Raw genomic sequence first — 14,759 nt, 5'->3', positions numbered from 1 at the left:
ATTAACTGACTTTAAAAATACAGTCTAGCTTGATTTAATTGACTCTCAAAATTTCTTGGCTCACATTAATTGATTCTATATTTTCATCGGCTCACTTTATTTAGCTCTATCAAGTTGAGATTAGGTAAAAAAGTTAGGGATTATATTCTTTTATGAACATATTTGCCGGGGGCAAGTTCGATGGATTTTAAACTACCATAATCTATCGATTTTATTAACTCACCACTATTATCTTCTAACCAAGTAAGCCAGTAAGACCACCATGATCCTTGATGCTCGTCAGCATTAATAAACCATGATTCACTAGTAGAGGCTATGTCTTTATTAGTTTTATAATTATATTTAGACGTTGCAGGAGGATTAACCACACCTGCAACATGTCCAGAACTTGTAAGACAAAAGGTTTTGTTACCTTTTAATAGTTTTAATCCTTCATACACCGATCGCCACGGAGCTATATGATCGTCATTTGCAGCAAGGAAAAAAGAATTACAGTCAATCTTGCTCAAATCAACTGGCGTACCAAATAATGATAAGTTACTCGGTTCTTTCAATAAATTATTTAGATACATATTACGTAAGTAATAGCTATACATATTAGTTGGTAAATTCGTTGGATCAGCATTCCAATATAATAAGTCAAATGCTATTGGAGTTTGACCAAGCAGATAGTTATTAACAAAAAACGACCATACTAAATCATTAGCTCTTAGCAAACTAAAGCTATTCGACAAATAACGACCATCAAAATATCCTTTAGAATTCATTTCTTGTTCGATCATGGCAATCGATGACTCATTGACAAAAATACTTACTTCCCCAGGATTTTTAAAGTCTAAAAGGGCAGTAATAAAGCTGACACTATTAATATAATTTAAATTATTTGCCTTCAGATAAGCAATGGCAGTCGCAAGAAAAGTTCCACCAATACAATAACCAATAGCATTAATATGGTTATATCCAAACTGCATTATATATTCACAAGCTTCTAAAACTCCTTCTTTTACATAGTCCTCAAAACTTTTATCAGCCAGAGTTTCATCGGGATTAACCCAAGAAACCATATATACTTGAAAATTATGTTCGACAAGAAACGCTACCATTGAATTATGTTCAGATAGATCAAGTATATAGTATTTATTAATACAGGGTGGAATTATAAGCAATGGTATTGCCCGTGTTTTTTGCTTAGGTTCATAACATATTAACTGTATTAATTGATTCTGAAAAACAATTTTTCCTTTAGTAGTAGCTATATTTTTGCCAAGTAAAAAAGCATTATTATCGGTAGTTTTTATATTGAATATATCACTAGAATTTCTTATATCTGCAAGAAAGTTTTCTAAGCCTTGAACAAGATTTTGACCACCTGTTTCCAAAATTTTACTAAGAACTATCGGGTTACCAAAAGCAAAATTTGACGGAGAGAAGGCATTAATAAATTGATGCGTCATAAATGCCAAATGTTGTTTAAGGTCAGGTGCTAGTTCATATTGTTCGATATTATCCTGTAACCATTCTGAAGACATTAAATAGAATTGCTTAACAAAATCAAAATACGCATTATCCTGCCAAGCTAAATCCTTAAACCTTCTATCTTTACTATTTGGTGAAAAAAGAGGAGTGGTTGATTTCCCTACAAATTTCTCTACTGAATTTATGACAAGATTCTGAAATTTTTCAACGTACTGAATATTTAGCTGCCAAAATTTCTCAGGATTTTTTATAAATTGTTCACTTAAGCTTGATAATATAACTTTATTTTTATCCATATCAATAAGAGATGCAGGGATCATATTCCCCCTACCCTGCATAAGACAAAGTATTATCTCTTGGTATTTATCACTAACTTTTTTTATATTTTTGATTATTTCATCACTAGAAATATTATCCATTATATCCAATTCCAATTCTTCAAGTCATTTGAGTATATAATATATACTATAAATTTCTAACACTAAGTGTTTTAAGAAAAAATTATTGGCTTATAGCTAAACCGAAAAAATTTTAGCCAAAAACCGTCATTGCGAGGAGACCGTAGGTCGACGAAGCAATTGTAAGTTAAAAGTATGATCTAGATTGCCACGCTCACGTACGTTCGCTCGCTAATAGACGGTTTAAGCCTTACAACAGCACTTCACAATAACGGTTTTTTAACTTTCAACAGTTGTGCCTGGATTGCCGCGTCGCCACTTTTTCGCGACTTCTCGTAATGACGATTTTTTGGCTAAAACCTTTCCAGTTTAGCTATATTTCAAGTTTTTGCGGATATACCAAGCATATCCCAAATTTTATCAATCTTTTCCACAACTTCGCTAGTCATTTCTATTTTCTTACCCCAAACTCTATTAGTTTCTGGGGCTATTTTATTAGTTGCATCTATTCCCATTTTACTACCAAGGCTAGACACAGGTGAGGCAAAGTCAAGATAATCTATTGGTGAATTATCGATAAAAGTAGTATCCCTAGAAGGATCTACCCTAGTCGATATTGCCCAAACCACTTCCTTCCAGTCACGAATATCTATATCATCATCTACCACAATAATAAATTTTGTATACATGAATTGTCTTAAAAATGACCAAATCCCCAGCATTATTCTTTTTGCATGACCTGCATAAGCCTTACGAATAGATACCACAGCAACTCTGTAAGAACAACCTTCAGGTGGCAACCAAAAATCAACAATCTCTGGAAATTGCTGTTGAATTATCGGAATAAACATTGCATTTAATGCTTCACCAAGTATAGATGGCTCATCTGGGGGTTTACCAGTATAAGTACTTAAATATATAGGTTGCTTTTTCATAGTAATAGTCTTAACATTAAATACTGGGAAATATTCAACGTCATTATAGTAACCTGTATGATCGCCAAATGGTCCTTCTAGTAGATATTCCTCAAAACTTACATGCCCTTCAATCACAATTTCACTATGAGCTGGCACTTTCATATCTATACTGACGCAATTTACCAGTTCAATTGACTTACCTCTTACTAATCCAGCAAAATTATACTCAGACATATTATCGGGTAGCGGCATAACAGCAGCCATAGTTACAGCAGGACTTGCCCCAATAACCACTGCAGCAGGAAAAGGATCAATCTTTGCTGATTGCCAACGCTTATGTTGTTGTGCTCCACCTCGCATTTTAAGCCAGCGCATAATAAGTTTGTTACGCTCTACTACTTGCATTCGGTATATACCAAGGTTAAAATTATCTATTTTTTCTAAGCTAGGTCCTTTTGTAACAACTATTGACCAAGTAAGTAGTGGTGAAATATCAAGAGGCCAGCAGGTTTGTATAGGCAATATATTAACATCAGGATCATTAATTATCACTTCTTGACAAGGAGCTTTTGACAACATCTTGGGTGACATGGCTAATATTCTTTTGGCGAGTGGCCACATAGCAAAGGTTTCTTTAAAGGAAGAAGGCAGTTCTGGTGCTTTAAGAAAAGCTAGCAATTCACCAAATTTCTTCAACTCTTCTGTATTTTTTAAACCAAGTCCTAAGGCAATCCGCCGCGTGCTGGCATATAAATTGGTTAAAACTGGCATATCAGACTTAGTCCCATCATCTCTAATAACATTTTCAAACAAAAGAGCAGGACCATCTTTTATTAAAACTCTTCTACTGATTTCTGTTATTTCAAGGTTAGATGATACAGGATAAGATATACGATTTAAGAGACCATTTTGCTCTAAAATTTTTAGGAATTGTGGTAAATCTTGAAAACTCATATAATTTTACGAAAATATAAATACAGGCTTAAAATAATAGCGATAATAATGTTAGCATAACAAGCAAAGATAAAATTTAAATCTTTAGAAGCAAGATTTTGTAATACAAAGTGCAAATATGTAATAATTATTGCAGAAAGTGCCGTAATTAAAATCTGCTTTAGACTAGATTTTTTATTATAAGGCTGTCTTAAAAAAACCGACAATGTTAGAAAAACAAGTACAAAATTATACATTGGCCAAATCAACCTTTGGTGTCCCTCAGCAACTAATTTAATCTTCCTCTGCTTCGATAGATTATTGCTGGGTTTTAATAATTCATGAATATAATATTCATTGATTTCTCGACTATACTCTTCCTTTACCAATCTTTTAGCATCATTACTGACTAATTCTACTGTTAGAACATCAAATGATAAATTAGTTAAATTACCATTATAGTCATATACCTGCCTAACCCCATCTTTTAGCTGAACAAACGAAGAGTTATTATATATTTTAAATATCCCCGATCTAGAAAATAAAATTGCATGATTATCATGTTTACGATTATCAAAAAGGATTAAATCTTTCATAGTACCATCAGCCAATCTTTTATCAAAATAAACTGTGATATCTTTAGAAATTGTATTAAATGTCTTCTCATCTAGTAGAGTGGATGCATAATTATTTTTCATGAAATTAAGATCTGATTTAAGCTTTGCATAAGATAACGGCAATAAACTAGTCGAAATATAATAAGCAAATAACGTAACTGTCAAGGCTACAATCAATGCTGGACTAGCTAGTTGTATATTACTTAATCCCAAATTTTGTAGAATAATTATCTGACGCCTCTCACTTAAAGCATTATAAGTATAAATAATAGTGATAATAGTTGCAAAAGGTAGCAAAATAAATAACAAAGATGGAATAACTAAAATAATTAAATTTAAGAAATCCTGAGCTTTTATTCCTTTATCAATTAAGTATAAAAACTTTAATATCTGAGTAATCCATACAAGGCTAGTGATCGAGAAAATAATTATCACCAAGGATGGTACAATATTTCTTATTATATAACGTTTATATATTAACATTCTGTAATCAATCTATTGTCTTTCAAATATAACTATTTGGCTATTTTATACTATTTATTATTTATTTACAGCTGCTAATTGATATTTTCTTATAAAGATATACTTGAAATTGTCTTTTATAACTAATTTTCAAAATCAAAGTCTTTTCCTTGTTGAATATATTGTCTTATTCTTGACATTAATTCTTGGAAATACACCAAATTATGCCACGTCATAAGTACCGCCCCTAGAATCTCTTTTACCTTTACCAAATGATGTAAGTAAGCTTTATTATAATTTTTACATGCTGGGCATGGACAATCATATTCTAGCGGTTCATGATCACTACTATACTTACTATTGCGAATATTTACTATACCATATTTAGTAAAAGCTTGACCATTCCGACCCGAGCGGGTTGGAATAACGCAATCAAACATATCTATCCCCCTGGCAACCGCACCAATAATATCAGCTGGTTTACCAACCCCCATAAGATATCTTGGCTTATATTTAGGTAACAAATCCGGAGCATAGTCTAACACATTGAACATTAGTTCTTGCCCCTCACCTACTGCTAGACCCCCGATAGCATACCCTTCAAAATCTAATTCTACCAAATTCTGTGCTGACTGAACACGTAACTCCTGATATATACTCCCCTGTACAATACCAAATTGACCATAACCTTCTCTTTGAACGAAGGCTTTTCTTGACCTCTCTCCCCATCTAGATGTCAATTCCATAGATGATTTTGCTTGCTCAAATGTTGCAGGATATGGGGTACATTCATCAAACGCCATAGTAATAGTGCTATCAAGAAGATATTGTATCTCAGTTGCACGTTCGGGAGTTAACATATGCTTACTACCATCAATATGAGAGTTAAAAATTACACCTTCTTCGGTAATTTTACGTAATTTCGATAGGGACATGACCTGAAAACCACCTGAGTCAGTAAGTACAGGCTTTGACCAGTTCATAAATTTACGCAAGCCCCCAAGCTGAGCAATTCTTTCAGCAGTTGGTTGCAGCATTAAGTGATAAGTATTACCAAGTACTATATCAGCTCCGGTAGACTCCACTGCTTCGGGTAACATGGCTTTTACCGTACCTTTCGTACCGACTGGCATAAAAGCTGGGGTACGTATCTGACCGTGCCTAGTAGTAATAACACCAGTTCTTGCTTTTTTATGTTGAAATTTTAAGTCAAATGAAAATTTTTGCATTATTAATTTACCTTTTCAATACACATAGCTATCCCCATCCCTCCACCTATACAAAGTGTTGCTAGCCCTTTTTTCGCGTTAATTTTTTGCATTTGATGAATTAATGTTACTAAAATTCTTGCCCCACTTGCTCCTATTGGATGACCAAGAGCAATAGCCCCTCCGTTCATATTGACTTTATTAATATCCCAATTCATCTGTTGATTTACATAAATAGCTTGAGCGGCAAAAGCTTCATTAGCTTCTATTATGTCCAAATCTTCTACTTTCCAACCAGCTTTATCCAAAGCCTTCTTCGATGCTGGTATTGGACCTGTTCCCATAATATTTGGATCTACCCCTACTTCAGCATATGATACAATTCTCACAAGAGGTTTTAGATTATATCTCTTTAATGCTTCTTCAGATACTACCATTAAACAAGCTGCTCCATCATTAATAGAAGAAGCATTACCAGCTGTTACAGTACCTTCTTTGTCAAAAGCTGGACGTAGTTTAGCTAGAACTTCTAATTTAATATCAGCTCTAATTCCCTCATCTTGATCAAACACTAATGTAGCTTTTTGCATCTTAACTTCTACTGGTAAGATCTCGTCTTTAAAACGACCTTCTGCTTGTGCTTCACGTGCTTTTTGGTGTGATTTTAGTGCAAACTCATCTTGCATTTCTCTAGTAATATTAAATCTTTTAGATATATTTTCAGCGGTAATCCCCATTAAATTATTAGAAAATACATCGGTCAAACCGTCATACTGCATCAAATCTACCATTTGTGTACTACCTAACTTATGACCAGCACGAATATACGATCCATGTAAACCCAAAGACATATTTTCTTGCCCGCCAGCTATCACAATCTCATTATCACCTGCAATAATGCTACTTGCCGCTAAACATACCGTTTTTAACCCAGATCCACATACTTTATTAACTGTGAAGCCTGTAACTTCTTTAGGTAATCCAGCTTGGATTAGAGCTTGCCTAGCAGGATTTTGTCCTACGCCACCAGTGATTACCTGCCCCATTATTACTTCATTAATAATGGCTGGATCTAGTTTACTATCTTTTAAAATTGATTCTATAATGATAGCTGCAAGTTTGGTTGCTGGAATTGATCCTAGGCTTCCTAGCAGAGATCCTATTGCCGTTCTTTTTGCATGAGTTATATAAACTGCCTTTTTACTCATCGAGTATACTCCTTAAATAAGGTATCTAAATTATCATTAATCAAATAGCTAATATGACCACTTGGTACTTCGAAGATCATAGATTCTCTAAATAATTTGTGTAAGGATAACATAGATGATTTTGGTACTATTTTGTCATTAGTTGCAATTATTTGATATACTGGTTTATTTATTAATGTCGGATCAATGATGATATTATTGACTTTCCATTGAAGTTTTGCAAGCATATTATTGCCTACTACATCATCCATAATTTGTATATATGTATTTCTAGACAAAGCAGTTCCAGACATCAACCAATTTTCTACTCTAAAAGATAAATCTCTTATTTTTGGTACAGTTATGGTAAAAAATTTATCAAGTTTTGTACTGAAATAATTTGGCATTAATAGGAAAAAAAGAATCTGAATATGTAGTTTGGGAATCATTGGCAAATTTCGTACATAATAATCTAGACCAAGATATTGATATATATTCCTTGCTGTAGCAAAATGGGAGAAATCCCAAGGTGTTGAAAGTAATGTTAATGTTCTTATCATGTTTGGTACTATTATAGTGGCTGCCACTCCTATAATACCACCAATGCAGTGTCCCACTAAGTCTATTTGATAATTTTTTTGTCTTAAATTGCTAATAATTTCAACTACCCTCTTTACGTAGTCTTCTAACAAATAATCAGCTTCATCAACTTCAAACCAATCAACTAGAAACACCTCTCCATAATGTCTTAAATTATCAACAAAGCTTTTTGATTTAGCTAAGAAGAGAATTTCCGGGGAGTTAAAGATCGAAGGAATAACTAAAAATGTTCTTTTTTTACTGATAATGTAATCTTGCGATGCCAGTGTTTTATAATATAAAATTTGATAATATTTTGTTTTAGTTATTTCCTTACCCAAGGAACAATACTTATTACCCAATAAATATTTTGATGAATAATCACTATATTGATCAAAATATTTTTGATATTTGTCATTGTCCAACATGTTTTTTTATACACTAATAATTACTAGGAAGAACCAATTTAAAGACCAATATTAAATATCTTGACATAGGGAGGCTAATAATATATAAGTTCCTAACTTTCTTTGGTTTTCATAATAGCCTTAAGCCATTATAGAGAAACTCTTGAACATATCCTCAAGTTTTTTTTTTGTCTTAGGGAATCCTTATTATGACTAATATACAGTCAAACTTATTTAAAAGCAAATTCAGAACTATATTTTGGCCTATCCATAATCATGAACTTGGAAAATTCATACCTATGTGCGGTCTGATGTTTTGTGTCCTATTCAATCAAAACATATTAAGAATTTTAAAAGATAGTATTTTAATTTCAGAGATTAGTGCTGAAGTAGTAAGTTTTACTAAAGTTTATTGTGTAACACCTGCAGCAACTTTATTCGTTATAATCTATGCTAAGATGCTTAATCATTTTAGTTTTGAAAAGATTTTTTGCTATTTAATCACTTTCTTTGTTGGATTCTTCATTCTTTTTGCTTTCATTATTTATCCAAATGTCGATATTTTCCATATTAATCCAAATTCGCTAGAACAAGTTATGGGGGCTTATCCTCATCTTAAATGGTATATAGCTTTAATTGGTAATTGGAGTTATATGGTTTTCTATACATTATCTGAACTTTGGCCAAATATCTTTTATGTTTTACTTTTTTGGCAGTTTGCTAATGAACTTACTACAACAGAAGAAGCAAAAAGGTTTTACACGCTTTTTTCATTATTTGGCAATTCTTCTTTAATATTTGTGGGCTTTTTGATGATGAACTTATCATCTGAGAACAGTATTGCTAAATATTTCTTAACCGTATCGGACAACAAAACTACACTTATAAAAATATCAACAAGTCTCGTGGTAGTTTCTGCTGTTATATCATGTTTACTTGTAAAATTTATTACTAAAAATGTTTTTACAAATCCAACATTTTATGCAAATGCTAAAAGTGGTAGATCCACTAAAGAAGGAATGGGTTTAATTGAAAGTTTTAAATATATAACAAGATCAAAATATTTATGGTTAATGCTAATTTGCTCTGCTGCCTTTGGTTTATCAATGAATTTGGTAGAAGCAGTATGGAAAGCAAAAATTAAGGAACTATACCCCACTGTTAATAGTTATGCAGAATTCAATAGTCTTTACATTCTTTGGACTGGAGTTGCTATTATGGTAATGACTATAATAGGCAATAATATAATGCGTAGCCATGGCTGGTTTGTTGCTGCAGTAATTCCACCAATTGTCATGATGATTACTGGTATATTGTTTTTTATCTTAATCGTATTTGACCACCAAGTATTATCGATATTTGATAGTAGCATTCTCATGACACCCTTAGCTCTTGCGGTGTCAATTGGTGCTTTACAAAACATTCTAGTGAAAGGTAGTAAATATTCAATTTGGGATACCTCAAGAGAAATGTTATATATTCCTCTTGACCAAGAGCTAAAGACAAAAGGTAAGGCAGCTGTAGACGTCATTAGCTCGAAGGTTGGTAAATCTTCGAGCGGTTTAATACAGTCAATTATTTTCACATTAATACCAACAGCCACTTTTAGCTCTATATCACCATTTTTAATGGTGGTATTTACCATTGTTTGTATTGTATGGATTCACTCGGTAAGAAAAATATACTTTGAGTATAAGAAAATTGCCTAAATAAAACGTCATTGCGAGAAGGTGCTTGCACCGACGAAGCAATCCAGAAAACCTAGATAGGCAAAATATGAAACAACCTACAGTCTATATTATGACAAACAAAAAGAATGGTACTCTATATGTAGGCGTTACTTCAAATTTGGTTAAAAGAGTTTATGAGCATAAGAATTCTATGATCAAAGGTTTTACTTCACGGTATAATTGTATACTATTAGTCTTTTATGAAATCTTAGATACAATGAATGCTGCTATTGTTAGAGAAAAACAAATTAAAGTTGGAAGCAGAGCTAAAAAGTTACAATTAATTGAGATAATGAATCCAGGATGGCATGATTTATATGAAAATATTGTTTAACCGATTTTTCTTGGATTGCTTCGTCGGCCTTACGGCCTTCTCGCAATGACGGTTTTTTAACTTTCAACAGTTGTGTACCTCAACCCTTTGACTCCTGCTACTATCATGATTTTGATTCTATCGTCTACCAACTCTTCATTTACGAGCAGTACACTATTGTTCGCTTATCGAATTCGCGTATAATGTATTGACATAGTATGTACTATTTATTATTATATTAAATAAAATATATGAAACTATGAGCTACAAATTAGATAAATATGAGCAGGAGATAGAGATTAATTTTGAAAAACAACCTAGTATTAAAAATCAAAATGATATTAAACTATTTCAAAATGCAGCTAAAACACACCTAAAGAGAAAGTATCCTATTACTATAAGAGTAGCTGAGCAGGATATTGAAGCTATAAAAATTAAGGCTTCAAAACTTGGGTTAGCATATCAAACATATATTAATATGTTAATTCATAAAGAAGCCACAAAATTGTAGTTATTAGGTAGTTTAAGTTGATTAAATTCAGATATAATTATGAAAAGAATTCAAAATTGTTGCTTGAAAGGGGAATAGGTTTTGAAGAAATAATTCAAGCTATAGCAGATGGGAATCTATTAGATATAACTAAACATCATAATCAAGAACAATATCCTGATCAGCAAATTCTATATGTAAGGATACTAACTGAAATATATGCTGTACCTTATATAAAAGAAGATGATAACACTATTTTCCTGAAAACACTATTTCCAAGTAGAAAAGCAAGAAAGAAATTTTTAGCTTAAGGGTTATAGGTAAAATTATATTCAGACAAAATTAAATACTAATTTAAAAAAAACTAATTAACCTCATTAGTTTGATGTAAGACATCGGTTTAATAGCCTAGGTGTCATCAACCACAACTGTCGAAAGTTAAAATCGTCATCGCGACTCATCTTCGAGATAAATATGAGCAGAAATTATGCTATAGAACGTGAGTATTATGCGACGAGTGGAGTGTAGAATTAAATTCTCGTTACTGACTACATGTATGAACCTCCTGTAAAATGCAAGAAAAAAATAACATCTAATAGCAAAAATGCAAATGCATACATGTATCCGGCTTATAGTTAATAAATTATGTGTAATTTATCCTACAGCCCTGATGGAATTCGCTGGCTTACAAATTTACTATATACTTATCATTTTATCGGCTTCAAAGAGCCATTGTAGTCATCAGTTTTTTTGTAAGCTAAGGTTTGTCTTATTTACCATCAATATTATTATCTCACGCATATTCCGGGTTGGAATCTCTTACATATTCTTTGTTTACCTATTAATTAATAAACCACTATTTATTTTATGTTAATTATAATAGCTTTGTGCTACAAACTTTACTCTCTACATAATCATCCCCTGACCTTAGTACTGCAAACACCACTCTTGCCAGTTTATTAGCTACAGCAACTACTATTTTATTATGTCCATTTCGCTCAGATAAATTAAACATCCACTGCGTAAATTTGCTAAAATCTTTTTTAGATTTTTGTTCTTCCGATGTAAATCTTATCTTGGCATTTAGTACAGCTCTAGCTCCTTGGATCAATAAAGTACGCAAGTAAACATCACCTCGCTTGCTAATTCCAAGCAACTTATCTTTCCCTCCACTGGAATGCTGCCTTGGCACTAATCCAAACCATGCCGATAATTGCCTACCATTCTCAAAACTTGTAGCATTACCTATTGATGCTATTAAAGCAGTAGCAGTAATTAAACCAAGACCAGGTATAGCTGTTAATCGTTGATATTGAGTTAAGTTGCTAGCTATTATTTTTAATCTTTTTTCTATCTCTTTTATTTTTTTGTCATTATCCAAAAATTCCTCTTTCAGTTCACTAAATGTTTGATAACCCAGCTGGCTTAAATTCCCTTCATCTAAAATCTCGGTTAATTTTGTCATAACCTTATTGATCCCTTGAGGAATAATAAAACCAAATTCATGTAGTAGACCCCTAATTTCATTAGCAAGGGCAGTACGATTTTTTACCAATCTCTCTCTTACTCGATGAATTGATAAAATATCTTGTTGTTCTACAGTTCTAATTGGTACAAACCTCATATTTGGTCTTGTTACCGCTTCACATATAGCTTCTGCATCAGCTTGATCATTTTTATTAGTTTTAACATACGGTTTGACAAATTGTGCTGCCATTAGTTTTACTGTATGCCCCAATTTAGTTATTTCTCTTGCCCAGTAACTAGCTCCGCCGCAAGCTTCCATCCCTACCAAACATTTTGGTAAATTAGCCATAAATGTTAAAACTTGATCTCTCATTAATTTTTTCTTTAATACCGTCTTACCATTTTTATCTACACCATGAATTTAGAAAATTCTTTTTGCAATATCTATACCAATTGTGGTAACTTCCATCTTAGCCTCCTGATTGTTATTTTAATATTTAATATTAACTTTAGAAGATTAGCAACTGCTTTTCATTCTGTATATCAGGAGGTCCATACCATTATTTTATCATTTTGCAGATTTTGTCATTTGGGGCATCGTTAAATCAAATAAATTGAATAAATTTTGTTGAAACTCGCTTAATTTTGGTAATCTTGCAACTTTGCAACCCTTGATTGTGTAATATAAAAAACATACTTTATCCAGCTCTCTTAATGCTTCCTCAATGGTCACATTATATTTACCATCCTTGGTTACGCCACAACCTTGTTTCAACTTATTTTTCATATAGTGCCATATTTTTAATGCCAACATACAAACAAATACATGTCCCTTCGTTCTGTTGCTTTTCCTTAAAAAGATCGGTCTTACTTCGAGTAATCCTGTCTTCATACTGCTAAAATTCGATTCTACTTCATGTAAATTATGGTAAGCTTTATCAACCAATTCTTTACTCATCAGTTTAATTTCAATCTGTGTTTCAATCGCATAACAACCATCAAGAGCAAACAACTCTTTTTTCTTATCTTGATCAATTTCAACCACTATTTGGTTGCCATCTAATTTTAGGTTGATAAATTTATCTATCCGCCATTCTTTGGCAATTTTTTGAATATTATTTAAACCAAGTTCTAGCTTTGCTTTCTTATGGGTTGATACATATATATTACGTTCTTCAATCTTTGCAACCAATTTTTCAACTCGGTTATTCCTATCAAACTCAACTTTTCGGGCTATAGAACCATTTTTCCTTAAAATATATCTTTTGCCATTATTGGTTACTTCGCATAGCTGTTCTTCAAAAAAACTATATTGCAAAACTCCGCTTTTCTTTAAGCTTTCAATCTCAACTTTACTTAAGGTTGTAATATAGTCCCATCCTTCTTTGCTCAGGGCTTCTTTGCCTGTCCTCTTAATCATTCCTTTATCACCAACAAAGACGATATTCTTAATACCAAAATTAGATTTTACTAGCTCAATCTGCTCATAAATGGTAGAAGGATCAGCACTATTACCCTTAAAAACTCTAACAGCCAAAGGTTCGCCATGATCATCAGTTAATAGACCAATCACTATTTGCTTTTTACCCTTCTTTTTATCCCGATTGTACCCATATTCCGCAAGTTCATTCTCTGTTCCTTCGAAATAGCTGGAAGTGACGTCATATAAAAGCATAACAGGCGGCTTGTTATTTTTCTTTTGATAAGTTTTAAATAATTTTAATTCGATCTTTTCTTGGTTCTCTTCTAACCATTCTAGAGCCTGATATAAATGGTTTTCATCAAATGAATCGACAGATAATACATCAGATATCGCATGCGATTTCGCCCATTTCACGCTGGAAAGTCTAGACCCTTGGTGAGCAAAGCGTGCTAAAACCAAAAATAGACTCAATAAAGCTTCTTTGCTTCTAGTACCAAGAGCCTTAGTAATACCAATTTCATCAGCAATTCTTTTTAGTAGAAAAATAGTCCCAAAACTTTCACCAACCTCAGGAACACCATCTAAACCATCAAATTCACCTTTAAGCATCTTCTTAAAAGCTTCAATACGTAACTCATCCCAATTAGTTAGATTAGCTATGGTTTTATTTAATACTTTCCCGTCTTCGCGATAAGAGGTACGAAGCAATATTGCAGGACGAGAATTTCTATTTGGAACAGTTGTAATATACATGAAAGAGATTATATCTCTAAATTCCAGCATTGTCAAATAAAAAATATCATTTACATGACTACAAACTTCATGCCAAAACCACTGCAAACCTGATTCTTTAGGTGTTTTAAGCACTTTTTCGTCTAGAAGATGAGTCGCGTACAACTAGTACGTGAGGAGCGGAGATTATGAAGTACGACGACGTGATGATTAGTTTTCGGAAATGGTATAACACCACAACTGTTGAAAGTTTACAAACACCTATACCACAGCGTCATTACGAGGAGGCTGTAAGACCACAACTGTTGAAAGTTAAAAACCGTCATCGCGAGGAGCTTTGTAAGCCCTAAACCGTCATTGCGAGGAGTCGCTGTAAGCGACGACGTGGCAATCTTGTGAAGAAGAGCTTACTTCATGAGA

13 protein-coding genes are annotated in these 14,759 nt (G+C 32.8%); 5 read left to right on the top strand and 8 right to left on the bottom strand.

What is annotated here, in order from left to right; all coding sequences use genetic code 11:
- Window positions 1-140 precede the first annotated feature (140 nt).
- The 6 genes from AAGD45_RS04670 to AAGD45_RS04645 form a co-directional block, all read right to left on the bottom strand.
- Window positions 141-1,895, bottom strand: a complete 1,755-nt coding sequence (locus AAGD45_RS04670; RefSeq protein ID WP_341760814.1) for a PHA/PHB synthase family protein — start codon at window positions 1,893-1,895, stop codon at window positions 141-143.
- Window positions 1,896-2,254: 359 nt separating this feature from the next.
- Entirely contained in the window at window positions 2,255-3,745 is a 1,491-nt protein-coding gene (locus AAGD45_RS04665) for a UbiD family decarboxylase (RefSeq protein WP_341760813.1), read from the bottom strand.
- A complete protein-coding gene (locus AAGD45_RS04660) occupies window positions 3,742-4,824 on the bottom strand; it encodes an LptF/LptG family permease (RefSeq protein WP_341760812.1) in 1,083 nt (360 codons plus the stop codon). The genes AAGD45_RS04665 and AAGD45_RS04660 overlap by 4 nt, the downstream gene beginning before the upstream one ends.
- A 122-nt stretch (window positions 4,825-4,946) precedes the next feature.
- Complete coding sequence (gene tgt, locus AAGD45_RS04655; RefSeq protein ID WP_341760811.1) at window positions 4,947-6,032, bottom strand: tRNA guanosine(34) transglycosylase Tgt; 1,086 nt, start codon at window positions 6,030-6,032, stop codon at window positions 4,947-4,949.
- 2 nt (window positions 6,033-6,034) lie between these two features.
- Window positions 6,035-7,219 carry an acetyl-CoA C-acetyltransferase gene (locus AAGD45_RS04650; protein WP_341760810.1) on the bottom strand — a complete coding sequence of 395 codons (1,185 nt, stop codon included), beginning with the start codon at window positions 7,217-7,219 and terminating at the stop codon, window positions 6,035-6,037.
- Window positions 7,216-8,205 carry an alpha/beta fold hydrolase gene (locus tag AAGD45_RS04645; protein WP_341760809.1) on the bottom strand — a complete coding sequence of 330 codons (990 nt, stop codon included), beginning with the start codon at window positions 8,203-8,205 and terminating at the stop codon, window positions 7,216-7,218. Before AAGD45_RS04645 ends, AAGD45_RS04650 begins: the two co-directional genes overlap by 4 nt.
- Window positions 8,206-8,393: 188 nt before the next feature.
- Here AAGD45_RS04645 and AAGD45_RS04640 point away from each other — a divergent pair, with 188 nt between their 5' ends.
- From AAGD45_RS04640 to AAGD45_RS04625, 4 genes are all read left to right on the top strand, one after another.
- Window positions 8,394-9,893: an Npt1/Npt2 family nucleotide transporter gene (locus tag AAGD45_RS04640; RefSeq protein WP_341760808.1), complete on the top strand. Its 1,500-nt coding sequence runs from the start codon at window positions 8,394-8,396 to the stop codon at window positions 9,891-9,893.
- A gap of 67 nt (window positions 9,894-9,960) precedes the next feature.
- The gene (locus AAGD45_RS04635; protein ID WP_341760807.1) at window positions 9,961-10,248 is read left to right on the top strand and encodes a GIY-YIG nuclease family protein; all 288 of its coding nucleotides are present in this window, start codon (window positions 9,961-9,963) and stop codon (window positions 10,246-10,248) included.
- 238 nt (window positions 10,249-10,486) lie between these two features.
- Entirely contained in the window at window positions 10,487-10,738 is a 252-nt protein-coding gene (locus AAGD45_RS04630) for a CopG family antitoxin (protein ID WP_341760806.1), read from the top strand.
- Window positions 10,739-10,755: 17 nt separating this feature from the next.
- Window positions 10,756-11,028 carry a hypothetical protein gene (locus AAGD45_RS04625; protein WP_341760805.1) on the top strand — a complete coding sequence of 91 codons (273 nt, stop codon included), beginning with the start codon at window positions 10,756-10,758 and terminating at the stop codon, window positions 11,026-11,028.
- Window positions 11,029-11,591: 563 nt separating this feature from the next.
- Here AAGD45_RS04625 and AAGD45_RS04620 read toward each other — a convergent pair.
- Both AAGD45_RS04620 and AAGD45_RS04615 read right to left on the bottom strand, forming a co-directional pair.
- The gene (locus tag AAGD45_RS04620) at window positions 11,592-12,605 is read right to left on the bottom strand and encodes an IS110 family transposase (RefSeq protein ID WP_341762176.1); all 1,014 of its coding nucleotides are present in this window, start codon (window positions 12,603-12,605) and stop codon (window positions 11,592-11,594) included.
- Between the two features lie 147 nt (window positions 12,606-12,752).
- A complete protein-coding gene (locus AAGD45_RS04615; protein ID WP_341760804.1) occupies window positions 12,753-14,474 on the bottom strand; it encodes an IS1634 family transposase in 1,722 nt (573 codons plus the stop codon).
- Window positions 14,475-14,527: 53 nt separating this feature from the next.
- Here AAGD45_RS04615 and AAGD45_RS04610 point away from each other — a divergent pair, with 53 nt between their 5' ends.
- On the top strand, window positions 14,528-14,689 hold the full coding sequence (locus tag AAGD45_RS04610; RefSeq protein ID WP_341760803.1) for a hypothetical protein: 162 nt from the start codon (window positions 14,528-14,530) through the stop codon (window positions 14,687-14,689).
- The last annotated feature ends 70 nt before the right edge of the window (window positions 14,690-14,759 follow it).

The organism is Candidatus Tisiphia endosymbiont of Thecophora atra (assembly GCF_964026395.1).
Lineage (GTDB): Bacteria > Pseudomonadota > Alphaproteobacteria > Rickettsiales > Rickettsiaceae > Tisiphia.
This window is presented reverse-complemented; position numbering and strand designations above follow the sequence as displayed.